Annotated in this window: 22 protein-coding genes and 1 tRNA gene; 10 read left to right on the plus strand and 13 right to left on the minus strand. The window is 45.3% G+C overall.

Annotated features, from left to right (window positions below; genetic code table 11):
- Window positions 1-134: 134 nt before the first annotated feature.
- On the minus strand, window positions 135-275 hold the full coding sequence (locus tag DPF93_RS18070; protein WP_075651770.1) for a DUF3149 domain-containing protein: 141 nt from the start codon (window positions 273-275) through the stop codon (window positions 135-137).
- 256 nt (window positions 276-531) lie between these two features.
- Between DPF93_RS18070 and DPF93_RS18075 the strand changes: the two genes are divergently transcribed.
- A tRNA-Pro gene (locus DPF93_RS18075) sits at window positions 532-608 on the plus strand.
- 170 nt (window positions 609-778) lie between these two features.
- On the opposite strand, the gene DPF93_RS18080 is transcribed toward DPF93_RS18075, so the two are convergent.
- The 6 genes from DPF93_RS18080 to nagA all read right to left on the minus strand — a co-directional run bounded on the left by DPF93_RS18080 (window position 779) and on the right by nagA (window position 9,501).
- Window positions 779-1,648 carry a TraB/GumN family protein gene (locus DPF93_RS18080; RefSeq protein ID WP_114767473.1) on the minus strand — a complete coding sequence of 290 codons (870 nt, stop codon included), beginning with the start codon at window positions 1,646-1,648 and terminating at the stop codon, window positions 779-781.
- A 283-nt stretch (window positions 1,649-1,931) separates the two neighbouring features.
- Window positions 1,932-3,323: a peptide MFS transporter gene (locus tag DPF93_RS18085; protein ID WP_114767474.1), complete on the minus strand. Its 1,392-nt coding sequence runs from the start codon at window positions 3,321-3,323 to the stop codon at window positions 1,932-1,934.
- 277 nt (window positions 3,324-3,600) lie between these two features.
- A complete protein-coding gene (gene asnB, locus DPF93_RS18090; RefSeq protein WP_114767475.1) occupies window positions 3,601-5,265 on the minus strand; it encodes an asparagine synthase B in 1,665 nt (554 codons plus the stop codon).
- Between the two features lie 203 nt (window positions 5,266-5,468).
- Window positions 5,469-7,061, minus strand: coding sequence for a cation:proton antiporter family protein (locus tag DPF93_RS18095; RefSeq protein ID WP_114767476.1), 1,593 nt, complete (start codon window positions 7,059-7,061; stop codon window positions 5,469-5,471).
- 86 nt (window positions 7,062-7,147) lie between these two features.
- Window positions 7,148-8,362 (minus strand): DNA-binding transcriptional regulator NagC, encoded by a 1,215-nt coding sequence (gene nagC, locus DPF93_RS18100; RefSeq protein ID WP_114767477.1) that lies wholly within the window; start codon window positions 8,360-8,362, stop codon window positions 7,148-7,150.
- A 2-nt stretch (window positions 8,363-8,364) separates the two neighbouring features.
- Complete coding sequence (gene nagA, locus DPF93_RS18105; protein ID WP_114767478.1) at window positions 8,365-9,501, minus strand: N-acetylglucosamine-6-phosphate deacetylase; 1,137 nt, start codon at window positions 9,499-9,501, stop codon at window positions 8,365-8,367.
- Window positions 9,502-9,982: 481 nt separating this feature from the next.
- Between nagA and nagE the strand changes: the two genes are divergently transcribed.
- A complete protein-coding gene (nagE, locus tag DPF93_RS18110; protein ID WP_114767479.1) occupies window positions 9,983-11,545 on the plus strand; it encodes an N-acetylglucosamine-specific PTS transporter subunit IIBC in 1,563 nt (520 codons plus the stop codon).
- 249 nt (window positions 11,546-11,794) lie between these two features.
- Entirely contained in the window at window positions 11,795-13,465 is a 1,671-nt protein-coding gene (gene glnS, locus DPF93_RS18115; RefSeq protein ID WP_114767480.1) for a glutamine--tRNA ligase, read from the plus strand.
- 97 nt (window positions 13,466-13,562) lie between these two features.
- On the opposite strand, the gene fcrX is transcribed toward glnS, so the two are convergent.
- Window positions 13,563-14,009 carry a ferric iron uptake transcriptional regulator FcrX gene (gene fcrX, locus DPF93_RS18120; protein WP_075652184.1) on the minus strand — a complete coding sequence of 149 codons (447 nt, stop codon included), beginning with the start codon at window positions 14,007-14,009 and terminating at the stop codon, window positions 13,563-13,565.
- A gap of 201 nt (window positions 14,010-14,210) precedes the next feature.
- On the opposite strand from fcrX, the gene DPF93_RS18125 reads away from it, so the two are divergent.
- Window positions 14,211-14,708, plus strand: coding sequence for a DUF4442 domain-containing protein (locus DPF93_RS18125; protein ID WP_114767481.1), 498 nt, complete (start codon window positions 14,211-14,213; stop codon window positions 14,706-14,708).
- Between the two features lie 69 nt (window positions 14,709-14,777).
- On the opposite strand, the gene fldA is transcribed toward DPF93_RS18125, so the two are convergent.
- The 3 genes from fldA to DPF93_RS18140 form a co-directional block, all read right to left on the minus strand.
- Window positions 14,778-15,311, minus strand: coding sequence for a flavodoxin FldA (gene fldA, locus DPF93_RS18130; protein WP_114767482.1), 534 nt, complete (start codon window positions 15,309-15,311; stop codon window positions 14,778-14,780).
- Between the two features lie 47 nt (window positions 15,312-15,358).
- Entirely contained in the window at window positions 15,359-15,580 is a 222-nt protein-coding gene (locus tag DPF93_RS18135; protein ID WP_075652181.1) for a DUF2788 domain-containing protein, read from the minus strand.
- 84 nt (window positions 15,581-15,664) lie between these two features.
- Window positions 15,665-16,429 (minus strand): alpha/beta fold hydrolase, encoded by a 765-nt coding sequence (locus DPF93_RS18140; protein WP_114767483.1) that lies wholly within the window; start codon window positions 16,427-16,429, stop codon window positions 15,665-15,667.
- Window positions 16,430-16,522: 93 nt separating this feature from the next.
- On the opposite strand from DPF93_RS18140, the gene seqA reads away from it, so the two are divergent.
- Entirely contained in the window at window positions 16,523-17,062 is a 540-nt protein-coding gene (gene seqA, locus DPF93_RS18145) for a replication initiation negative regulator SeqA (RefSeq protein ID WP_114767484.1), read from the plus strand.
- Window positions 17,063-17,135: 73 nt separating this feature from the next.
- Window positions 17,136-18,782 (plus strand): phosphoglucomutase (alpha-D-glucose-1,6-bisphosphate-dependent), encoded by a 1,647-nt coding sequence (gene pgm, locus DPF93_RS18150; protein ID WP_114767485.1) that lies wholly within the window; start codon window positions 17,136-17,138, stop codon window positions 18,780-18,782.
- A 214-nt stretch (window positions 18,783-18,996) separates the two neighbouring features.
- On the opposite strand, the gene DPF93_RS18155 is transcribed toward pgm, so the two are convergent.
- Complete coding sequence (locus tag DPF93_RS18155; protein WP_114767486.1) at window positions 18,997-19,755, minus strand: DUF1853 family protein; 759 nt, start codon at window positions 19,753-19,755, stop codon at window positions 18,997-18,999.
- A gap of 89 nt (window positions 19,756-19,844) precedes the next feature.
- Between DPF93_RS18155 and DPF93_RS18160 the strand changes: the two genes are divergently transcribed.
- Window positions 19,845-20,603, plus strand: coding sequence for a Nif3-like dinuclear metal center hexameric protein (locus tag DPF93_RS18160; protein WP_114767487.1), 759 nt, complete (start codon window positions 19,845-19,847; stop codon window positions 20,601-20,603).
- Window positions 20,604-20,886: 283 nt separating this feature from the next.
- Here the strand turns inward: DPF93_RS18160 and DPF93_RS18165 are convergent, their stop codons facing one another.
- Window positions 20,887-22,176: a citrate synthase gene (locus DPF93_RS18165; RefSeq protein WP_114767488.1), complete on the minus strand. Its 1,290-nt coding sequence runs from the start codon at window positions 22,174-22,176 to the stop codon at window positions 20,887-20,889.
- A gap of 397 nt (window positions 22,177-22,573) precedes the next feature.
- Here DPF93_RS18165 and sdhC point away from each other — a divergent pair, with 397 nt between their 5' ends.
- The 3 genes from sdhC to sdhA are packed head-to-tail and all read left to right on the plus strand — an operon-like array spanning window position 22,574 to window position 25,071.
- Window positions 22,574-22,966, plus strand: a complete 393-nt coding sequence (gene sdhC, locus DPF93_RS18170) for a succinate dehydrogenase cytochrome b556 subunit (protein WP_114767489.1) — start codon at window positions 22,574-22,576, stop codon at window positions 22,964-22,966.
- Entirely contained in the window at window positions 22,960-23,304 is a 345-nt protein-coding gene (gene sdhD, locus DPF93_RS18175) for a succinate dehydrogenase, hydrophobic membrane anchor protein (protein ID WP_114767490.1), read from the plus strand. Before sdhC ends, sdhD begins: the two co-directional genes overlap by 7 nt.
- Window positions 23,305-25,071 (plus strand): succinate dehydrogenase flavoprotein subunit, encoded by a 1,767-nt coding sequence (gene sdhA / locus DPF93_RS18180; RefSeq protein ID WP_114767491.1) that lies wholly within the window; start codon window positions 23,305-23,307, stop codon window positions 25,069-25,071. It abuts the gene before it with no gap.
- Window positions 25,072-25,074 lie beyond the last annotated feature (3 nt).

Genomic DNA, 25,074 nt, shown 5'->3' on the forward strand with positions numbered 1-25,074 from the left:
AATTATACCTAGTCTTGGTAGAGAGTGATCAATTTTGTTTGGTAAGCGTAAGGAGAAGTAAAGAAAAAACCGAAGTGAACAGAGAATCCACTTCGGTGCAAAGCGTATTGCTATAATTAGCTGTGCTTAGCGATCTAGTGAGGAGATTTGTCAGTCATCACCTTGTAAACGAAGAAACCGCCATAAAAGAGCATTAGACCTAAAGCGCCGAAAATAACAATCATTGACGAAAGTCCAACTGCATTACCAAAAAGAAGATCGAGCCAAAAGTCCATGTTTCCTCCAAAGTTCCGAAGACACAGTTAGGTTAACTTTTGGATAAAATATATTAATGATCTGGATCAATCGTTCTTTTAAGGTTGCTAAATTGTTTCTACTAGTGTGTTTTTGCTCACAATTTGTAGCCCGTTGATGTTGTTTTAGGCAAACGGATTATTTGCACCAATAAAATGGTTAAAACTGCTTGCGTTGTCGGTAATTATCAGTAATATACGCATCCGTTGACGGGCAAACAGCTCGAATAAAACATCTCGGTGAATAGCGCAGCTTGGTAGCGCATCTGGTTTGGGACCAGAGGGTCGGGGGTTCGAATCCCTCTTCACCGACCATATTAAGGAAAAGGCTCTACAGCGATGTAGAGCCTTTTTCGTATCTAGCGGTATAGATTAAGGAGAGGCGCAATCGGGGGCTGGCAGCCCAGTCGCATCGAATTCCTCTTCACCGACCATCTTCGAAGAAGCCGCAGTAGAAATACTGCGGCTTTTTTACGTTTGTATCACTAGAAATTAAACTGGCAATTGGCAACTTGGCTTTTGGAACGTTGGGTGACCTTAAAGCCGCGGCTTTCAAGAAGCATAAGTAGGTTGTCAGGACCAATTAAGTGCAGCGCGCCAACGACCACTAAGTAGTTGCCAGAGTTACTCGGGAAGATGGAACCTTGGGTGAGTTTATCTGCCCAGTCGCGGTTTCTCTGGTGCATAAACACCTCTTCCATTTGTGGTGACATTTCCGCGAGAGTAGCAAATTGCTCTAGGTTCTGCTTATCTCCATTTTGCCAGCTTTTGATTAAGCAATGCGCCGCTTCTTCATTGATATCAAACTGCTCAATAGCCGAAGTGAGCAGCTCTTCACCATCATTTGGCAGGCTTGCCAACATATCAATTTGAAATTGGACGGACTCGAGACTGTAGATTGGTTTTGTCAGTGATGAAGCTTGTCCGAGTAGTGCTAAATCAACGCCATCTTGAGCTCGGTAGCCCAAGTACTCAATCTGTTTCTGTTGTACGGTTAATGCCGTGACCCATGGCGAAGCCATCAGAAGCTGCTGGGCATCGAGACCTAGCAATCCAGCGATCCCTTTCAATTCACGGATATTGTTGTCGCTCAGCACTTGTTCGGTTGTCACTTTCATTGCCGGAAAGCGGATGTTTTGTTGTGAACGAATGTCTGTTTCTACAACTAAACCATCGGAATGCTTTAGAAAAGTGGTGACGTTGACTGGCAATGGGTACATGGATTGATCACCAACATGCACAGAACCGAGCAGAAGATAGGTCAACTTGCCTTTACTTGCTTGCCAATAAAGTGGCTCAGCTTGAGCTAGGGGAGTAAAGAGAATGAAAAGTAATAGGTAGCAAAATTTTTTCATAACATGCTCAGATATTTGTAGGTCGTCTTTACTATAACAACTTAGTGAGAGAATTCGGCAATGTGAAGTTAGGCGATGCTATTGCTTGAGGAGAAGAGCGATCAATTCGTGATCTGCAACGCATTAGTTTTCTGAATAAAATAAGCACGCTAGAAAATTAACTAAATTTTTAATGTGAAATAACTCGCAAATTTTGTTGCTAAGGTGATGGTGTGGCTAAGGTTTTTAGCGGTAATAAAAAGCCCAGCATAAAGCTGGGCGATAAAGTCGAACTCGAAAGCGATTAAGCAACTTGAGTTTGCTGCTCTTCGATTTGCTGTTCAGTGCTAATTGGTGTTTCTGCACCGTGCATCCAGCGAACTAGCGTGTTTGAGAACAATAGCAGAATAACACCACTGATGGTTGCTGTTACTGCAATGCCACTAAAGATAGATAGTGCACCCAGTTCACCTACGTGTGAGCCAACGTAACCCGCAACATAGTTTGCGATAGCGTTACAACCGAACCATGCCCCCATCATAAGAGATGCTAGACGAAGTGGCGCAAGCTTGGTTACCAGTGACAGACCAATTGGCGATAGGCACAGTTCACCCAAAGTATGGAAGAAGAATGCACCAACTAGCCAAAGCATAGATGTCTTCACTGTAGTGTCACCACCTTGCTCCATCACCGCGCCAACCATACATAGGAAGCCAAGCGCAAGGAAGAACATTGCTAAAGCGAATTTTACCGGTGAGTTTGGCTCACGTTTACCCAGTTTCACCCACAGTACAGCCAGTAACGGTGCTAATGTGATGATAAAGAATGGGTTAAGTGATTGGAACCAAGCCGCTGGTACTTCAAAGCCGCCAATCATACGATCGGTGTATTGCTGAGTGTAGATATTCATTAGACCACCAGCTTGTTCAAAGCCTGCCCAGAATACGATGGTGAACACACTCATCACTAGAATAACTTTGATGCGATCAAATTCTTCTTTAGTTAGCGGCTCTTTCTTGCTTGAGTTTTTAAGCTCAAGATCGCGTTTCGCTGCTGGCTCTCTACCAATGTCGCCTAACCATGATTGTGCTAGCGTCATTTGCATTACTAAGCTCATAAGCATACCGATACCGGCTGCGATAAAGCCTGCTTTCCAACCAAATTCGTTAGTTACAGAGCCTGATACAACGCCCGCAAGTAGCGCACCAATGTTGATGCCCATATAGAAGATAGTGAACGCGCCGTCACGACGGTTATCGCCTTCTTTATATAGGTCGCCCACCATAGTAGAAATGTTTGGCTTAAATAGACCGTTACCAGCGATCAGCAGTGCAAGACCTAGGTAGAAACTGTGTAGTACGCTAAGACCAAGCATATCGGCTGGAATCGCTAGTGTGAACTGACCAATAGCCATCAACGCACCACCGATAAGGATAGAGCGACGTTGACCTAAGTAGTTATCTGCTAACCAACCACCGATTAGCGGCGTGATGTAGACGAGTCCAGTATAGATGCCGTAGAGATCTAGAGCATCTTTAGTCGACCAGCCTAAACCGCCGTTTAACGTAGTGTCTGTCAGATATAGCACTAAGATTGCGCGCATTGCGTAGTAGGAGAAACGCTCCCAAAGCTCAGTACCGAATAGTAAGAACAACCCTCGTGGGTGTCCTAAGATTTGATGATGCTGTGTTGACATAAATTTTACTAATAGATTTTGTTAAAGAATTTTATGTGGGGAATATCTATACAGGATGAGATTAAGTATTGCAAATTATTAATTTGTTGGAATTTGCATAAAAAATGTGACAAGTGTATGTTTTGTGGTGCTTTGTGAGTGTGGTTTATTCATTTTCAACCCAATTAAAACTTAGGTTTCATATTTGGTGGTAGATTGATTTATTTGGCTTTTTTGCTGATAGTAGCCAATAAAAAAGGGCGCTAAGCGCCCTTTAGTTGATAAGGTTAATCAATTGTTAGTAAGCGTCGTTATGGACTGCTTTGACCGCACGACCTGAAGGATCTGCGTTGTTTTTGAACGATTCATCCCATTCGATAGCTTTAGCTGATGAACACGCTACTGACGGACCACCTGGAACACACTCTGCCGCTGATGGTAGTGGGAATAGCTCCTCAAAGATTTCACGGTAAACGTAACCTTCTTTGGTGGTTGGCGTGTTGTATGGGAAGCGGTATGCCGCTGTCTCAAGTTGTTGATCAGTAACCTTCTCTTCAGCGACTGCTTTTAGTGTATCAATCCAGCTATAGCCGACACCATCAGAGAACTGCTCTTTTTGACGCCAAGCAATGGCTTCAGGTAGGTAATGCTCAAAACACTCTCGTAGTATGTGCTTTTCCATCTTACCGTTACCACACATCTTATCTGCTGGGTTTAAACGCATAGCAACATCAATAAACTCTTTATCTAGGAATGGTACACGACCTTCCACGCCCCACGCTGCAAGCGATTTGTTGGCACGAGCACAGTCAAACATGTTGAGAGCTAGCAGTTTACGTACGGTTTCTTCATGGAACTCTTGTGCGTTTGGCGCTTTATGGAAGTATAGGTAACCGCCGAAGATCTCATCAGCGCCCTCACCGGAAAGCACCATCTTGATCCCCATCGCTTTGATCTTACGTCCCATTAGGAACATTGGGGTTGAAGCGCGAATCGTTGTTACATCATAGGTTTCAATGTGGTAAATCACATCACGAATAGCATCAAGTCCTTCTTGGATGGTGTAGGTCATTTCATGGTGAACCGTGCCAATTTGGTCGGCAACTTCACGCGCCGCTTTTAGATCCGGTGCTCCCTCTAGGCCTATCGCAAATGAGTGCAGTTGTGGCCACCAAGCTTCAGACTTTTCATCATCTTCGATACGCATTGCAGCAAAACGTTTTGCCACCGCAGAAGTAATTGAAGAGTCCAAGCCACCAGACAGTAACACACCGTAAGGTACGTCAGTCATTAGTTGGCGTTTGACTGCTGCTTCTAAGGCTTCAGTCAGCTCTTCCTTACTTGATAGGTTACCTTGTACCGCTGCGTATTCGTTCCAATCACGAATGTAGTAGCGTTGTGGTTCACTGTCGCTACTTGTGTAGTAGCTACCCGGAGGGAATTCACTGATGGTTTTACATACTGGCACTAGTGCTTTCATTTCAGAAGCGACGTAGTAGTTACCGTGTTCGTCATAACCTTGGTACAGAGGGATGATACCAATGTGGTCGCGACCAACTAAGTATTGATCTTTCTCTTCATCGTAGAGCACAAAAGCAAAGATGCCGTTTAGCTCTTCGAGTAGATCTGCCCCCATCTCTTGGTATAGCGCTAAGATCACTTCGCAGTCAGAGTCGGTTTGAAACTCGTACTTACCTTCGTAGCGCGCACGGATCTCTTTGTGGTTGTAGATTTCACCGTTTACTGCAAGGATGTGTTTGCCATTTGGGCTGTATAGAGGCTGCGCTCCGCTATTTAGACCAACGATGGCAAGGCGCTCGTGGGCAAGGATCGCTTTATCTGATGAATAGATACCTGACCAGTCTGGACCACGGTGGCGAAGTTTTTTCGACATCTCAAGTGCGATTGGGCGAAGCTGGGCTGCATCACTCTTGATGTCTAAAATGCCAAAAATTGAACACATACAAATCCCTCATGTAAACTTTATTTAATCTGTTAGCTATAACCTTGCCATTCTGGTTAATAAATTCAACCTTAAGCGATAAAAAAAATCATAAAACATTAATTGTGGTGAATGAAATTTAATATATTTCTAAAGTGTTAAAAAAAATCCACCTATCGGTGGATTTTAATACAATCATTGTGGGTTTTTGGATTAAACCAGCATTAAAACTGTGGTTTATTGAAGTTTGGCTTTAACTGATCACACACATTATTAGCAAAACCAGCACCAGCCTCGCTGTAGATGTTAAATGCCGCGTCCACACCATGCTCAAGTAGGATATCCATTTGATCTTGATATTCAGCAATCGCGGCAATCTGTCCTTGGAAGTTACGTGCTTGCAGTTGCTCCAGTGCAATTTGGTTACCTTGGTGATGCGGCATGGCAAGAAGCACTAGCTTAACCTGTGCTGTATCTAAGATCCGTTCCCAAAAATCCGGGTCGGTTGCGTCGCCTTGAATTACATTGCGTCCTTGTTCGCGGTGTAACTTCGCGGCTTCATCGCGCACCTCGATGCCCAGACTGATATTGCCATAATTACTAACTAGCTCATCGTAAGCACCGGTGCCAATGCGTCCCATACCAAGAATTAAGACTTGGGCGCTACCGGGATTGATCAATTGATCGCGTTGATTGAGTTTTTCAGCGGCGTGTTCTTTGAGCCAACGGCTTGAACGCTGATAAAGTTCATGACCTTTGCGGTTGATAGGCGCTGAGATCACAAATGAGATAGAGACGGCTAACGCCAGCGCGACAAGAATATCGCCACTCATCCAGCCCATCTTAAACGCCAGACCTCCGACAATCAGACCAAATTCGCTGAAGTTAAAAAGGCTTAGTGAGGCAAGCAGCGATGTGCGCACACGGAACTTAAATGCGTTGAGGACCAAAAAGTAGAGTAGACCTTTAAGTGGCAACAGCAGTAAGAACAGCAGGGCGAGTGCCAGTCCGTTGATGGTAGGCTCGGCAGATAAGCCAATATTTAAGAAAAAGCAGACTAAGAACAGCTCTTTGAGATTAAACAGCGATTTGGACAACTCAGAGGCTTTTTTGTGTCCGGCTAGCAGCATACCGAGAATCAACGCACCCAGATCGGCTTTCATGCCCACCAATTCGAACAATCCCGCACCGACTACTAAAGCGAAGAAGATGCCAAACAATACCAGCATCTCACCGTGTCCCACTTTATCTAACAGTTTATAGAACAGCGGTCTTAACAGAGGTAGGGCAAACAGCGCAATCGCGTACCACTCTGGGATTTTGCCGGTAGATGCGGTAAGGAAGATAACGGCAAAGATATCTTGCATAACCAAGATACCAATTGCGAGCGTGCCGTAGGTGGCATTCATCTCACCTTTTTCTTGCAGCGACTTCACCGCAAAAACAGTACTTGAGAAAGAAAGTGCAAAGCCAAGTAATACTAACTGCTCAATGTTCATCGCAGCGATACTGCTTACACCAAGGACTTTTAAAAGTAATAGGGCAGCGGTAAAAAGTGCAGTAGAGAGAAGGTTATGTACCGTTGCACCTGCCCAAATTTCTTTTGACAGCAAAGTTTTGATATCGAGTTTTAAGCCGATAGTGAAAAGTAGCAGCGTTACGCCAAGATCGGCGAGGGTGACTATAGTGTCGTTGCTGCTATAGCCAAAAGCATTGAGACCAAAGCCAGCTAACAAGAAGCCAACTAAGGGGGGAAGATTGCATTTTAGGGCAACAAAGCCAGCAGCAAATGCTGCAGTGATTAGAGTGAGTTCCATATAGTTAAAATATTACGTCCTACAAAAATTAAAGGCCACGTCACTGACGCAGCCTCTTATTCTAACGCAACAATATGCTTAAGCTATCAATCTTCGAGCAATTTTTGTAACAAAACGCCGTTTAACATTGCACGTTTGATCATTGCAAAGGCACTTAATGTTGGCTGTTTGTCAATTTCTGATGCCACGATTGGTAAATCAGTATGGAAAGTGGTTAGCGATTGGTTTTCGACATTACGACGGATTGCAGGGAAGAGGATCTCTTCACACGAAGTAATATCACCGGCAATAATCACTTTTTGCGGGTTAAACAAGTTGATGGTAATCGCCACCGCTTTACCAAGTTGGTTACCCACTCGGACTAAGCTTTGTTTTGCCAGTTCATCACCTAAATTGGCGTGTTGGCATACATCTTTAATCGTGATGCTGTCGAGTTGAGCGAGGCTAGACTCGTAGCCTTGTGCAATCAGTTTTTTTACGCGCTCAACAATCGCAGGGTTTGCTGCGACCGTTTCCAAACAACCGAAATTGCCGCATTGGCACTGTTCGCCAAGTGGATCAATTTGGATATGACCAATCTCACCAACGTTGCGGTTATGCCCTAAGAATACTTGACCATTAACAATGATGCCGGCACCAGTACCACGGTGAACACTGACTAGAATTGAATCTTGGCAATCTTTGCTCGCGCCAAAGTAGTGCTCAGCCAATGCCATACCACGGACGTCGTTACCAACAAAACATTCAACATGGAAGGTATTGCGGATCAAGTCAGCTAGGGCAAGGTTGTCGACATTGATGTTTGGCATGTACTCAATCACACCTGTCTCTGGGTTAATCAAACCCGGCAGCGCAACGCCGATGGCGATTAGCTGGTTGATAGTGGATTGGTTGTATTGAATAAAGTTTTTAAGGAAAAGCAGTAATCCGTCAACGAGCTCGCCTTGAGTCGTGTAGAAAAACTCTTGATGATCGTGAGCAAGCTCTTTGCCACCAAGGTCAAATAAACTGAATTCGATGTAATCGCGTCCAAGTCGAACCGCGACAGAGTGGAAAGGCTCAACTTCTGTGGTCAACGAAATGGCTCGTCGACCACCAGTCGAAGCTTGCTGTGCGACCTCTTTAACTAGGCCGCGCTCTAGAAGTTGGCGGGTGATTTTTGTCACGCTAGCCGGCGCTAATTGACTGACATCCGCCACTTGGATCCGAGAAATTGGTCCTTGTTGGTCAATCAGTCTATATACCGCTGCACTATTTAGTTGTTTGACTAAATCTACGTTACCTATTTGTCCGCCATTCATGTTTACACTTGCTCGTACTGTCCGTTAACAATATTCGCTTGGATAGTGAAGTCACGATCAAACACAGTCAGGTTTGCCACCATGCCAGCCTTAATACGACCAAGCTTGTTGTCAACCTTGATTGCTTTAGCAGGATACAAAGTAGCCATGCGTAGTGCTTCATCCAAAGCGATACCGACGTGCTCAACAGTGTTTTGAACTGCTTCAATCATAGTGAGTGCTGAGCCGCCAAGTGTGCCATTCTCATCAACACACTTACCATCTCGGTAATATACTTTCTTACCTACAAAAATAAAGTAATCCATGTCAGCGCCTGCAGGAGCTGTGGCATCGGTCACTAATACTAATTTTTCGCCCTTAATTTTGTGAGCGATTCGAATATTCGCGTAATCTACATGGAAGCCGTCGGCGATGATACCAGCATAAACATCTGATGTATCGTAAATTGCACCAACCACACCAGGCTCACGACCGACCATTGGCGTCATTGCATTGAATAGGTGAGTAGCAAACGTGATGCCGTGAGCAAAACTTTCACGCGCTTCAGCATAAGTCGCGTTAGTGTGACCAATTGAAACCACGATACCAGCGTCGCTAAGGCGTTTAATGTGTTGTGGGTCGTTGTGCTCAGGAGCCAGCGTTACTTTGGCAATCACGTCAGCGTTGTCACACATAAAATCGATCATGCTGTCATCTGATGGGCGAATAAAGTCCACGCTGTGGATGCCTTTTTTCGCAACGTTTAGGTATGGACCTTCAAGGTGCAAGCCTAGAGATTGATTTTGATGTTGTGCGTGGTAGTCGCGCGCAGCTGCAACGGCTTGGCGCATGTTTTCGTCAGAAGAAGTAATCAGTGTTGGTAGGAAGCTAGTACAACCTGACTTTAGGTTGGCTTCATGCATGATTTGAATAGTTTCAGCGGTGATTTCATCGTTGAACATCACACCACCACAGCCATTTAACTGCAGGTCGATAAAGCCCGGGCTTAGATTTGCGCCTTGCAGATCTCGAGTTTCAATGTCCGCTGCAAGCTCAGCGATAGGGCATACAGACTCGATAAGACCATTGTTGATAATGACTGCATGGTCAACGAGAACGTCGCTGCCTGTATAAATTTTACAGTTAGTTAGCGCATACATGATTAGCTAATCCTTATATGTTGAAATCTGGGAATTTATGGCCACTCAAATCGAAGGAGTTTTCCTCACTTGTTTACTTAATTCGTGAACTTCAATTAGGCCGCAAAATATCTTTAGCAAAGGATGATTTTGTCCTTTATTAGCTCCACTTGTGTGCTTTCCGTCGCGAAAAAAATCCATTGTAATTTATAATTTTGTTATAACGATTGAAGCCTTGCTCAATCAGACTTTATTGCCGATATAAACTCACATCAGTAGCGGAAATAATATCTGCTAATTGGTATTTTTTTGAATTGTAAAATAAGTTTTATGATCTCGCTAGCAAAAACCTTCGGCTAGACCCTTTTCTGGTGATTATGATCACAAATGGTAAGGTTTTAATTTGCGGAGCAAAATTAATATCATAAACTGACCTCGACTAAATTGAGCCGCAGAAAAAAGTAGCTCGACCAAAATACAAATCCTATAGGGGGAACTTAAGGTGAATATTCTTGGATATGCACAGAAGCTAGGTAAGGCGCTTATGCTACCTATCGCAACGTTACCAGTTGCGGCGCTTCTACTTCGCTTAGGTCAAGGCGACCTATTAGACATTCCGTTTATGGCACAAGCAGGTGGTGCTATCTTCGGTCAACTTCCACTACTATTCGGTCTAGGTATCGCGATTGGTCTTTCTAAAGACGGTAACGGTGCTGCAGGTCTAGCTGGTGCAGTTGCGTACTTCGTACTAACAGCGACAGCAACAACAATTAACGCTGACGTTAACATGTCATTCTTCGGCGGTATCATCGCTGGTATCATCGCAGGTCACTCATACAACGCTTTCCATGCTACCCGTCTTCCTGAGTGGCTAGCATTCTTTGCAGGTAAACGTCTAGTACCAATCATGGCTGGTCTGTTTGCTCTAGTTGCAGGTGCGGTATCTGGTGTTGTATGGCCTTCAATCCAAGGCGGTCTTGACGCTCTAGCGCACGCAGTATCAACTTCTGGCGCAATCGGTCAATTCGTATACGGTACTCTTAACCGTGCACTTATCCCTGTAGGTCTTCACCACGTTCTTAACTCATACTTCTGGTTCGGTATGGGTACATGTCAAGAAATCGTAGTAGCAGGCGCTGCTGGTTTCGAAAACATCAAGCAACTTTGTGTGGACCCAGCTCTAGCGAAAACTCTAGTTGCTGGTCAGCAATACACGTTTGAATTTGCAAACTCTGTAACTCCAGAAATCACTGCAACTGTTAAAGAAGTAACTGAAACAGTTAAATCTGGTGACCTACACCGTTTCTTCGGCGGCGACAAGTCTGCTGGTGTATTCATGAACGGTTTCTTCCCAGTAATGATGTTTGGTCTACCAGGTGCAGCTCTAGCTATGTACCTAGCAGCTCCAGCTGAAAAACGCAGCCAAGTTGGTGGTGCACTATTCTCAGTAGCATTCTGTTCATTCCTAACAGGTATCACTGAGCCGCTAGAATTCATGTTCGTATTCCTAGCGCCAGCACTATACGCAATGCACGCAGTATTTACTGGTCTATCTCTAGTAGTTGCTAACATGTTCGGTACTCTGCACGGCTTCGGCTTCTCTGCAGGTCTAATCGACTTCCTACTTAACTGGGGTCTAGCAACTAAACCTGTAGTACTACTACTAATCGGTCTAGGTTTCGGTGCTCTATACTTCTTCACTTTCAGCTTCGCAATCCGCGCATTCAACTTGAAGTCGCCAGGTCGTGAAGATGATGACGAAGCTGCAGCAGGCGCTCCAGCAGCAGACGCTGCAAAAGGTGACCTAGCGCGTCAATACCTAAAAGCTCTAGGTGGTCACGACAACCTAACTTCTATCGACGCATGTATCACTCGTCTACGTCTTACTCTAAAAGACCGCTCAGTAGCGAACGAAGATGTTCTTAAGAAGCTTGGTGCGAAAGGTGTTGTGAAACTAGGTGAGAACAACCTACAAGTTATCCTTGGTCCTCTAGCAGAAATCGTAGCTGGTGAAATGAAAGCTATCGGTGCTAACGAAGACCTATCTAACGTAAAACTTCCATAATAACGATTAGTTAGAATGTAAGTGTAAAAGCCTCCTTCGGGAGGCTTTTTTGCTTTTGTGCGCAATCACGATTCTGGCTGGTTAAATAAGCAGCGATCGCGAGTGATTATTTCTCAATATTCGCTCAGATTTAGTTGTGTCTTTGGCTAGAATTGTGGATGATAAGTCGCTATATGCTCTGAGAAGTCTATTGATATTCTTCAGAGCCTTTTTTTCTCTGACAATACTAAAATATCTGAGGTGTTATAGATGAGTGAAGCTGAAGCTCGTCCATCGAATTTTATTCGCCAAATCATTGATAAAGATTTAGCCGATGGAACACACACAAGCGTGCATACTCGTTTTCCGCCAGAGCCAAATGGCTACTTGCATATCGGTCACGCTAAGTCAATCTGCCTAAACTTTGGTATTGCTCAGGACTATCAGGGTAAGTGTAACTTACGTTTTGACGACACTAACCCAGAAAAAGAAGACGTAGAATACGTTGAGTCAATTAAGAATGATGTGTCTTGGTTAGGCTTTGAGTGGGATGGTGAGGTTTGTTACTCATCAAACTACTTCGATAAGCTTTACGAGTACGCCGTGGAATTAATTAATAAAGGCTTAGCGTATGTTGAAGAGCTAAGTCCTGAGCAGATCCGCGAGTACCGTGGCACACTTACTCAACCAGGTAAGCCAAGCCCATACCGTGACCGTAGCGTAGAAGAAAACCTAGCGCTGTTTGAAAAAATGCGTGACGGTGGCTTCGAAGAAGGCAAAGCGTGTCTTCGTGCGAAGATTGATATGGCATCATCATTCATCGTGATGCGCGATCCAGTGCTATACCGCGTACGTTTTGCTTCTCACCACCAAACAGGTGATAAGTGGTGCATTTACCCAATGTACGACTTCACGCACTGTATCTCGGATGCTCTAGAGGGCATTACGCACTCTATTTGTACGCTTGAGTTCCAAGACAACCGTCGTCTATACGACTGGGTACTAGACAATATCACTATTGACTGCCAACCACGTCAGTACGAGTTTAGCCGTCTAAACCTAGAATACACGGTAATGTCTAAGCGTAAGCTTAACCAACTAGTGACTGAGAAATTGGTTAACGGTTGGGATGACCCACGTATGCCAACTATCTCTGGTCTACGTCGTCGTGGTTTCACGCCAGCAGCTATCCGTGAGTTCTGTAAGCGTATCGGTGTAACTAAGCAAGACAACATGATCGAAATGAGCTCGCTAGAGTCTTGTATTCGTGATGACCTAAACGAAAACGCGCCACGTGCGATGGCAGTACTTGATCCAGTGAAAATTGTGATTGAGAACTTCGAAGAAGGTAAAGTTGAAACGCTAACCGTTGCGAACCACCCGAACAAACCTGAAATGGGTGAGCGCCAAGTACCATTCACTCGTGAAGTATGGATCGAGCGTGAAGACTTCCGTGAAGAAGGCAACAAGAAGTACAAACGCCTAGTGCTAGGTAAAGAAGTACGTCTACGTGGTGCTTACGTGATCAAGGCTGAACGTATCGAAAAAGATGCACAAGGTAATATCACTACTATCTTCTGTAGCTACGATGCAGAGACGCTAGGTAAGAACCCAGCTGACGGTCGCAAAGTGAAAGGCGTTATTCACTGGGTATCAGCAGACCAAGGTCTACCAGCTGAAATCCGTCTATACGACCGTCTATTCACTGTGCCAAACCCAGCAGCAGCAGACAACTTTGCGGCAACTATCAACCCAGAGTCACTGGTTGTGTTGAACGGTTTTGTTGAGCCAAGCCTAGCTTCTGCAGAAGCGGAAAAGGGTTACCAGTTCGAGCGTATGGGTTACTTCTGTGCAGATGCAAAAGAGTCATCTGCTGACAAGCTAGTCTTCAACCGTACTGTTGGTCTACGCGACACTTGGGCGAAAATCGAAGCTCAATAATCTCTGCATGAGAATAGTAAAAATGCCAGTCATGTGACTGGCATTTTTTTGTCTGCTTGTTAAGACAATAAAAAAGCGCCTTAAAGGCGCCTTTTTATTACTTAGCTTTGTGTGCGTCAGGGTTATCTTTGCACGTGCCGTCACCACATTTGCCGTATAGGTATAGGCTGTGGTTGGTTAGAGTCACATTGTATTTTGCTGCGATCTCACGTTGACGTTCTTCGATAACGCTGTCTGAAAACTCAATTACTTCACCACAGTCAAGACACACTAGGTGGTCATGGTGATGTTGGGTAGATAGTTCAAATACCGACTTGCCGCCTTCGAAGTGGTGACGAGTAACAATACCTGCATCATCAAATTGGTTTAAAACGCGATAAACTGTCGCAAGGCCAATCTCTTCACCTAGATCGATCAGTTTTTTGTACAAATCTTCAGCACTGATGTGTTGGCAGTCAGGTTGCTGTAATACTTCTAAAATCTTCAGTCTAGGTAAGGTTACCTTAAGACCAGCATCCTTAAGCGCTTGGTTATTGTCTGACATATACTTTCCCGTTGATGATCTGCAGTGTTTAACAGAATTCAATATTCCTACCATTATAGGGCAGGTTACCTTAACAATAAACCACGAAGTTCAAGGGGTTACTTATATTTTTCCCAAAGTTGTGTGGTGTCACGGATAAAACTGGTCAGATTAGTTACAATTTTTTAACTTAATAAGTAATAAGCATGGATGCCTATAAGAATGAGTTCTTTATTTTCAAAGGTTTACAAGCCAAACATAGTAAGGTTCGCCTTAAACTGTTGGCCGCCTTTTTGGGGCAGTGGGATAAAAATTGTTTCAATTAGTGCTGATTTTCGTCAGGTTAAGGTTAAGCTGAAGTTGCGCTGGTGGAACAAAAACGCCAATCGAACTCAGTATGGTGGCAGTATTTTTTCCCTTACCGATCCTATTTATGCTTTGATGCTGATGGGCATTTTAGGAGAGGAATATTACGTCTGGGACAAGGAAGCGAGCATTAATTTTATCAAACCGGGTAAGGGTGATTTGTTTGCTGACTTTGAACTGCATACCGGGCAGCTAGAAGACATTTATCAACAAACTTCTTTGGGGGATAAGAGTTTTCCTGAGTTTGTTGTGCATGTGAAAGATAAGCAGGGTGAGGTGATAGCGGAAGTGCAGCGCAAACTGTATGTACGTAAGAAGCCGAAGTATCGTGAGGTAGCTGAGTCGCAAGCGTAACGAAGACTTTCAACCAATAAAAACAAAAAACCTCCCGAGTGGGAGGTTTTTGCATTATAAATGTTGCCATTAGCCTTCAAGTTCAGCTAGGCACATTTCTTCATGAATCTGTTTACACCAGTTTTTAACGCGCTCATCAGTCAATTCTGGTTGGCGGTCTTCATCGATACATAGACCAACAAACAGGCTGTCATCACCTTCTACTAGTGCTTTTGATGCTTCGAATTCGTAGCTTTCAGTAGACGTGTTACCTAGGATAGTACCGCCTTTTGACTCAACGATGTCACGTACAGTACCCATTGCATCACAGAAGTACTCTGCGTAGTCTTCTTGGTCACCACAACCGAAGATAGCAACAAGCTTAGTAGAGAAGTCGATTTGCTCAAGCTCAGGGAAGAAGTCATCCCAGTCACACTGCGCTTCACCGTAGTACCAAGTTGGGATACCTAGAAGCAGAAGATCGAAATTATCGATGTCTTCTTTGCTGCTTTTTGCAATGTCTTGAACGTGAACTAGTTGCTTACCTAGTTCTTTTTGAATCATCTTTGCAACAGCTTCAGTGTTACCTGTGTCGCTACCAAAGAAGATACCTACACTTGCCATAGATTCGTTACCTTTAAAATTGTCTACTTACTAGCATCAAAAGTGGATTAGCCTAAACCGGTTCCTTCCCAACTGAGTTGGATAAGCCCCTTTGCGACAAATCCGGCACAGCCAAGAAACAGCACCAACCATACTATTCTACGACCAAATGGCGGAACATTACCTGCATGAAGTACATCTTTAATTGCCATGCCGATCAGAAAGAAAATCGAGGCAAATAATAGATCGAGACCAATAGACTCAAGCATGTTCATGTAGTCGTAAAGCATGATATCCCTTTATGCTAATTTACTTGCGCTGCACTATACCACTGTTATCACGCAAAGTTAATGTGGAAGCTTCTCACTTTACGTTTATCCAATAAATTTACGAATAACACGTAGCACTTCATCTGGCTTCTCTGCGTGTAACCAGTGCCCGGTATTGGCAATAATATGCGCTTTGGCTTGGCTAAATTGCGCTTGGATCTGGGCTTGGTGTTCAGAAAGCAGATAGTCCGAGTTAGCCCCTTTAATAAACAAGGTTGCTGTTTCTACGCGCTGAATAGGTTCCCAGCCCATAATGTGCTGATAATTACCAAGAAGGTTGCTGACGTTAAATCGCCACGCGAGATGCTCACCGTTGTTATACAAAGATTTACCCAAAAACTGTCGTACGCCTTCAAGCTCAATGTGCTGAGCGAGAATCCCGAGCGCAGCTTGACGCGAAGCTGGACGCGCACTCTCAACGGCAGTAATTCCAGCAAACACATTTTGGTGACGGTTTTGGCTGTAGGCGACTGGCGCCATGTCGAGCACAACCAGTTTGTCGATGCGCTCTTGCATCAATTCGGTGACTTTCATTGCCACTTTGCCACCCATTGAGTGACCGATTAAGGTAAAGCGTTCAAGGTTGAGATGATTGATCAACTGACAAACGTCTTCGGCTTGTGCTTGGTAGTTGTGCAACTCGGCATGGAACGAAAGCCCATGATTACGTAGATCAATGCTAAGCACTTGATGATCTTGTTTTAAATCTCTAGCAAGCAAGCCAAGATTGTCGAGATTGCCAAATAATCCATGGATCAAGACTATGGTGTGACCCTCACCTTCGAGTTTGTAGTTGAGCTGTAGTGACATTTTATCTTATTCGTGACTGGTTTAACGTAGAGTCTGAGAGAAGATCTCGCTATAATCGCCACAGAGTTTAAACATAGAGATTGTGAAAAGCGAATGAAAACAATTGAGGTTGATGAGGATCTATACCGTTACATCGCAAGTCAAACCCAACACATTGGTGAGAGTGCTTCAGATATTTTACGCCGTTTGTTAAACGTTGATGGAGAGGTTTCAGCTGAGACTCCTCACGTTATCAAGGCAGTTAAAGGTATCGTGGTAAGCAAAGATGCAGTAAAAGATGTGCAGGTCGATTGCGTTAAAGAAATGCGTTCTCTGTTGATCTCGGATGAGTTTGCTGGTCTTAAAAAAGCGATCGATCGCTTTATGATGGTATTGTCAACGCTACACCGTCTGGATCCGGAAGGGTTTTCAGAGGCAACTCAAGTAAAAGGACGCAAGCGCGTTTACTTTGCTGACAATGAGCAAACGCTATTAGCTAACGGTAATACAACCAAGCCTAAAGCAATTCCAGCATCACCATTCTGGGTAATTACTAATAATAATACTAGCCGCAAAAGACAGATGGTTGAGCAATTGATGTCACGCATGAGTTTTCCTGCGGATTTGATTGAGAAAGTGGCTAACTCAATCTAAATCAAAATATAACAGCCTCATAGTTTCGATTATGGGGCTTTTTTACGTTTGTTAATTTAGAAAGGATGTCAAAATGGCTATGCACCCAAGAGCTGGACAAAAAGCTCAGCAACAAGATCTTCATAATATCCCCGCGTTAGTCGCAAACTATTTCTTACTGCAACCACAACCAATTAACCCTGCGCACCGAGTCGAATTTGGTACGTCTGGTCACCGTGGTACGGCAGATAAAGCGACCTTTAACGAAAACCATATTCTTGCCATCGCTCAAGCGATTGCGGAAGTGCGTGCTGAGCATGGCACTACAGGTCCACTTTTCGTCGGCAAAGACACGCACGCGTTGTCTGAGCCTGCTTATGCCTCTGTGGTAGAAGTGCTGATTGCCAATGGTATTGAAGTAATTGTTCAGCAAGACAATGGCTACACGCCTACGCCGGGTGTCTCGCATGCGATTTTGACTTACAACTTAGCTCACGCTGAGAAAGCCGATGGCATCGTGATCACGCCATCACACAACCCTCCACAAGATGGCGGGATCAAATACAACCCAACTCATGGCGGTCCTGCGGAAGATGCTCTGACCAAAGCGATTGAGAACCGTGCTAATGCACTGATCGCAGAAGGTCTGCAAGGGGTCAAACGCATGCCATTGGCAGACGCGAAAGCCTCACCGCTGTTTAAGCAAGTGGACTTGGTTAAGCCATATATCGATGATCTCGTGAATGTGATCGATATGGAAGCGATTCAAAAAGCGAACCTGAAGATTGGTGTTGATCCGTTAGGTGGCAGCGGCATCGATTACTGGCGTCAAATTGCTCAAGCTTACAATCTTGATCTTACTTTGGTCAGTGAAGCGATCGACCCGAGCTTCCAGTTTATGTCACTAGATAAAGATGGCGTTGTGCGCATGGATTGTTCTTCTCCATACGCAATGGCAGGTTTACTGGCACTTAAAGACGAGTATGACTTGGCATTTGGTAACGACCCAGATTACGACCGCCACGGCATTGTGACGCCAAAAGGTCTAATGAATCCAAACCACTTCTTGGCCGTGTGTATTGATTATCTATACCGCCATCGTCAAGGCTGGGGTCAAGAGGTTGCAGTAGGTAAAACGCTGGTTTCAAGTGCTCTGATTGACCGTGTTGTTGCTGATCTCGGTCGCGAACTGTGTGAAGTACCAGTGGGCTTTAAGTGGTTTGTTGATGGTCTCTACAGTGGCAAATTTGGTTTTGGCGGTGAAGAGAGCGCGGGCGCATCTTTCCTACGTAAAGATGGTACGCCGTGGGCAACCGATAAAGATGGCATCTTGTTATGTTTGCTAGCGGCTGAAATTACCGCTGTGACAGGTAAGAATCCGCAAGAGTACTATGAAGAGCTTGCAGCCAAGCATGGGGAATCTCAATATAACCGTATTCAAGCAGTCGCAAATGGTCCGCAAAAGGATGTGTTGAAGAAACTGAGCGCTGAGATGGTCTCAGCAGAAACGCTTGCGGGAGATGCGATCACAGCGCGTTTAACCCATGCTCCAGGTAATGGCGCAGCAATTGGCGGTCTAAAAGTTACCACAGCGAACGGTTGGTTCGCCGCGCGTCCATCTGGCACCGAAGATATCTACAAGATCTACTGTGAAAGCTTCAAAGGCGCTGAGCATCTCAAGCAGATCGAAGCCGAAGCACAAGAGATCGTCAACCAAGTGTTTAAAGACGCTGGTTTGTAATTTCGAGTGAATGATTTATTGAGAAGAGTCGACGAAAGTCGGCTCTTTTTTTTTGGAAGCGGAGTACGGAGTTGGGAAGACGGAACGTTCGGCTTAGCCTCACTTTCGGAAAAGGGGGGTATTCTGATTTTTCTCGTTCAACTCGCAAGCGCAGCGTTAAGGTTTCTCCGTGAGCGCAGCGTTCCTATTTTTCCGTAGCTTGGCGTTCCGTAAGCTATGCGTTCCGCCTCGGCCACACATCTGGAACAACAAACCAAAACTGTCCGCTGTCGGTTTGGGCGTGAATAAAGCGCTCAGGGTTTGGCGTAATGATTGCGGCGTCAGACGCTTTACCGGTTGCCCAGCGGATCTTTGGTAGTTCATACAGCGTTTCTTGTATTTGATGGGCTTGAGAATAGTGACACCAGTAGCCGCTAATTTGGCTGGTGTTGAGAGTAAAGCCCAAGCAACTGGTTGGGGTAGGCTCGGAATTAAATGGGTTCGTGTAGAGCCTGCCTTGCATGAGCAGGTGATGAGTCACCACTTCTAATTCTGGGTGTTGCTGATGAAATTGCGCGGTGGTAGACATGGCAAGCTGGTGGTTCAACATGTGTGGCAGTTTGGTCTCTAATTGATCGTGGGCATTGGGACCAAACCATTGCCCTTCGTGTAGTAGGTAGAACTTGATTGCCAGCTCCCAGTGTTCATTTCTCTGTTTGGCTTTATTGCGCACAATCAGGTCGATGGCACCGAGCGTTCGCCCTTGTTCAGAAAGCTGAATTTCTTCTGCCAACACTTGATAGTGAGCACTATTAACAAAGGCTTGCGTGCACAAATGCTGATAGATAAAGCCTAAACGGCGATTGCCAGTGTAAACTGAGTTTTTGCAAAGTGAAGTTGGCTCAAGTGAGCGTAAATCGCAGAAAGTTTCCTGATGATCGATAAGGTTAGGGCTGGTGGTAATCCATTGGTAAAACTCGTCCAGTGCACTCATATCTGCTCACTATTTTGTATCGGGTTTGTTTCGACAATCGAGAGTGAAGTTGCTATAACTTCGCTAAAGTCAGCATACTGGAAAGTAAGATGAATAATCTACAACTTGAAAAGATACTTAACGAAAAACTCTCACCACACCTGATCAAGGACTACAGCCCAAATGGTCTGCAAGTTGAAGGTGGCGAACAGATTAAGAAAATCGTTACAGGTGTGACCGCTTCACAAGCATTGATTGATAAAGCGGTAGAGCTGGGCGCTGATGCTTTGCTGGTTCATCATGGCTATTTTTGGAAAGGTGAACCAGAGCCGATCCGAGGCATGAAGGGTAAGCGTATTCGCACACTGATCAAACATGATATCAATCTGTTTGGCTATCATCTGCCATTAGATATTCATCCAGAACTGGGCAACAATGCAGAGCTCGCACGACTGCTTGAGATTGAAGTGGAAGGTGGGTTAGAAGGGCACCCTCAATCAGTTTCGATGTATGGTCGTTTAAAACAGCCTGTAACTGGTGCTGAGTTTGCGGCGCGTATTGATAAGGTATTAAACCGTCAACCTTTGCACATTGCGCCTGAAAGCGCAGATAAGCTTATTGAAACAGTAGGCTGGTGCACAGGTGGTGGGCAAGACTACATTGAACTGGCTGCGCAACATGGTTTGGATGCGTTTGTGTCTGGTGAGATCTCAGAGCGTACCACTTACAGTGCTCGTGAGCTGGATATTCACTACTTTGCGGCAGGGCACCATGCGACAGAACGTTACGGTATTAAAGCGCTTGGTGAGTGGTTAGCAAGCGAACATGGCATGGATGTCACCTTTATTGATATAGATAATCCGGTTTAAAGAAGGGGCGGACTTCGTCCTTCGGAACGCTACGCTTCGGGAAGTGGGAATCGGCTTTGCCCTTTGGAATGCAGCGTTGCGGAAAGTGGCACACTCTTTAGGACGCCGATGTTTGATTCTTATAAAAATCATTGACTCAACTTGTCCTCAAAAAGACAAAATTTCCCGCATCCCGCATCCCGCATCCCGCATCCCGCATCCCGCATCCCGCATCCCGCATCCCGCATCCAAAAAGAAAGGGCTGACGCTTTCACGTCAGCCCTTTGCTTTTTATGCTGCTTGCCTATTCACGCTCGTGTAGCGGGCGGAATTCACGTTGGCTTTCACCAGTGTATAGCTGACGAGGACGACCGATACGGTTAGTCGGATCGCTGTGCATCTCGTTCCAGTGTGCAATCCAGCCGATAGTACGAGACATGGCAAAGATTACGGTAAACATTGAGACTGGAATGCCGATCGCTTTCAGAATGATACCTGAGTAGAAGTCTACGTTCGGGTACAGTTTCTTCGATACGAAGTATTCGTCAGAAAGAGCAATACGCTCAAGTTCCATCGCAACGTCTAGCAGTGGGTCTTGGATGTTTAGCTCAGTTAGAACTTCATGACATGCTTCGCGCATTACCGTTGCACGTGGGTCATAGTTCTTGTAAACACGGTGACCAAAGCCCATTAGGCGGAATGGGTCATCTTTATCCTTCGCACGCTCAACGAACTCAGGAATGTTGTCTACACTACCAATTTCTTCCAACATCTTCAGACACGCTTCGTTCGCGCCGCCATGAGCCGGTCCCCATAGTGATGCAATACCTGCAGCAATACAGGCAAATGGGTTTGCACCTGATGAACCTGAAAGTCGAACAGTCGACGTTGAGGCATTTTGCTCATGATCTGCGTGTAGGGTGAAGATCTTATCCATTGCACGCGCTACAACAGGGTTTACTTCGTATTCTTCACATGGGTTAGCAAACATCATATGCAGGAAGTTTTCTGCGTAGTTTAGATCGTTGCGTGGGTAGATAAATGGCTGACCAATTGAGTACTTGTAACACATGGAAGCCAATGTTGGCATTTTTGAAATCAGACGATATGCCGCTATCTCACGGTGTACGTCGTTGTTGATATCGAGTGAATCGTGGTAGAAGGCTGCAAGTGCGCCAACTACACCACACATAACCGCCATAGGGTGCGCATCACGACGGAAGCCGTGGAAGAAGCTAGCAATCTGCTCATGCACCATAGTATGACGAGTTACTGTTGTCTTGAACTTCTCGTATTGCTCACGGGTTGGGGCTTCACCGTAAAGAAGAATATAACAGACTTCCAAGTAATCAGCGTTGTTCGCTAATTGATCGATAGGGAAACCACGGTGCAGTAGCACACCTTTACCGCCATCGATGTAAGTGATTTGAGATTCACAAGATGCAGTGGCAAGAAAACCTGGGTCAAACGTAAAGTGGCCTGTCGCCCCAAGTTTGCGAACGTCAATCACGTCAGGACCAATGGTACCTTCCATAATTGGCAGCTCGACTGGCGCTTGACCTTCAATATGAAGGGTCGCTTTCTTATCCGCCATAACAATCTCCTTTGTTTATTATTTAATCCATCCAGGATGTTTGTGTGCCATTTTTGTACGTCTGTTCGTTAACAAAGTCAATTTTTCTCCTCTGATGTGTGGTCTTGTTATTATTTTTTGCGCACATTAAGTTAAAAATCTGTTCTGTGTAGCAAAAATTGTTACACTAATTGTATTAGAATGTTGCCAACCGTATATTGGTGGCGTGAAATCTGGGAGAAACCTAATAAATTCAAGGATTGAAAGAATTATAATCTAAATTCTCAAGACTTGTTGTTAACAATTCTTTTACAATTAAGTGGTTTGTGTTTTGTCTTATTTGTTAACGAAATGTTATCATTTTAAAGGGTTCAGCTACCAAGTTTCGTCAATAACTATAAATGCTCTAGTGAGCTGAGTGAGCAAGCCCGTGAAAGAAAGAAAGTCAAGACCTGTAAACTTAGACTTGCAAACCATACGCTTTCCGATCACTGCTATCGCATCTATTCTTCACCGAGTTTCTGGTGTGATCACGTTTGTAGCAGTCGGTATCCTGTTATGGTTGCTGTCTTTATCCCTATCTTCTCCTAATGGATTTACCCAAGCTGTTGATATTATCGATGGTTGGTTTTTTACGTTTATCCTATGGGGAATCCTAACCGCGTTGGCCTACCACATTGTGGGTGGTGTTCGTCATTTATTGATGGACTTAGGCTACTTTGAAGAGCTCGACACCGGTGCGATGAGTGCAAAAGTCTCCTTCGGTGTAACAGCAGTGCTGTCTCTATTAGCGGGGGTAATGGTATGGTAAACCACGTTTCATCATTTGGTCGTAATGGTGTGCATGATTTCTTATTGATTCGTGCAACAGCCATCATTATGACGTTATACACGATCTATCTAGTGAGCTTCATTGCTTTCTCTGATATCTCGTACGCATCATGGAGCCAGTTTTTCGCTGGTAACTTCACCAAAGCATTCACAATGGTCGCACTAACCAGCGTATTAATTCACGCTTGGATTGGTTTGTGGCAGGTGCTGACTGACTACATCAAATGCGCGAAGTTGCGCGGTGGTCTGCAAGTCGGCGTAGTCGCTCTGTTGTTCGGCTACTTCTTCTCTGGTCTGTTTATTCTGTGGGGTGCGTAAGTGTCTATTCCAGTTCGTGAATTCGATGCCGTTGTAATCGGCGCAGGCGGTGCGGGTATGCGCGCCGCTCTACAAATTTCAGAGCAAGGTCTTACTTGTGCTCTACTTTCTAAAGTTTTCCCTACTCGTTCACACACAGTTTCAGCGCAGGGTGGTATTACCGTTGCGCTAGGTAACTCACATAAAGACGATTGGCAGTGGCACATGTACGATACCGTAAAAGGTTCGGACTACATCGGTGACCAAAACGCGATCGAGTACATGTGTAAAAACGGTCCTGAGTCGGTTATTGAGCTGGAGAAAATGGGTCTGCCGTTTTCACGCTTTGATGACGGTACCATTTACCAACGTCCATTTGGCGGTCAGTCAAAAGAGTTTGGTGGTGAGCAAGCAGCACGTACCGCAGCAGCCGCTGACCGTACTGGTCACGCTCTATTGCACACGCTTTACCAGCAAAACGTCAAACACAAGACGATGATCTTTTCTGAGTGGTATGCGCTGGATCTAGTTAAGAACCAAGACGGTGCAGTGGTCGGTTGTACCGCTATCTGCATGGAAACGGGTGAGATTGTTTACTTCAAATCGAAAGCAACGATCTTAGCAACGGGCGGCGCAGGTCGTATTTACGCTTCGACAACCAATGCGCACATCAACACTGGTGACGGTGTAGGCATGGCGCTGCGTGCTGGCGTGCCAATGCAAGATATGGAGATGTGGCAGTTCCACCCAACCGGTATTGCAGGTGCAGGTGTACTAGTAACAGAAGGCTGTCGTGGTGAAGGTGGTTACCTACTCAACAAAGATGGCGAACGCTTTATGGAGCGTTATGCACCAAATGCGAAAGACTTGGCGGGTCGTGACGTTGTTGCACGTTCAATGATGATCGAGATCCGTGAAGGTCGCGGTTGTGATGGCCCATGGGGTCCACATATTAAACTGAAACTAGACCACTTAGGCAAAGAAGTGCTTGAGTCGCGTCTACCGGGTATCTGTGAGCTATCACGTACATTTGCCCACGTTGATCCAGTGAAAGAGCCAATCCCAGTTATCCCAACTTGTCACTACATGATGGGTGGTGTGCCAACGCAAGTATCTGGTCAGGCGATTAAGCAAACTGCTGACGGCGGCGATGTTGAAGTTCAAGGTCTGTTTGCTTGTGGTGAAATTGCCTCAGTATCGGTACATGGTGCGAACCGCCTGGGTGGTAACTCTCTACTCGATTTGGTGGTATTTGGTCGCGCAACGGGTCTGCACCTTGGTGAAACACTTGCGGCACAATCGGAAGCGCGTCCTGCTTCTGAGTCTGATATTGAAGCTTCTCTGGCGCGTACTATGCGCTGGGAAAATAGTGCCAGCGGTGAAGACCCATTCCAAATTCGTAAAGATCTGCAACAGTGCATGCAAAACAGCTTCTCGGTATTCCGTGAAGGCGACGCAATGGCAACGGGTCTAGAAGAGCTGAAAGTGATTCGTGAGCGCTTAAAAGAAGCACACCTATCGGACAAGTCGAAAGAGTTCAACACTCAGCGCATTGAGTGTCTAGAGCTAGACAACTTGATGGAGACAGCGTTCTCGACTGCAGTTGCGGCTAACTACCGTACCGAAAGTCGTGGTGCACACGCTCGCTTTGACTTCCCAGAGCGTGATGATGAGAACTGGCTATGCCACTCAATTTATAACCCGGAAACGGAGCAGATGACTAAGCGTGATGTCAATATGACGCCTGTGCATCGTGATGCGTTCCCACCGAAAGTTCGTACGTACTAAGGG

Source organism: Vibrio rhodolitus, assembly GCF_003350325.1.
Taxonomy (GTDB): domain Bacteria; phylum Pseudomonadota; class Gammaproteobacteria; order Enterobacterales; family Vibrionaceae; genus Vibrio; species Vibrio rhodolitus.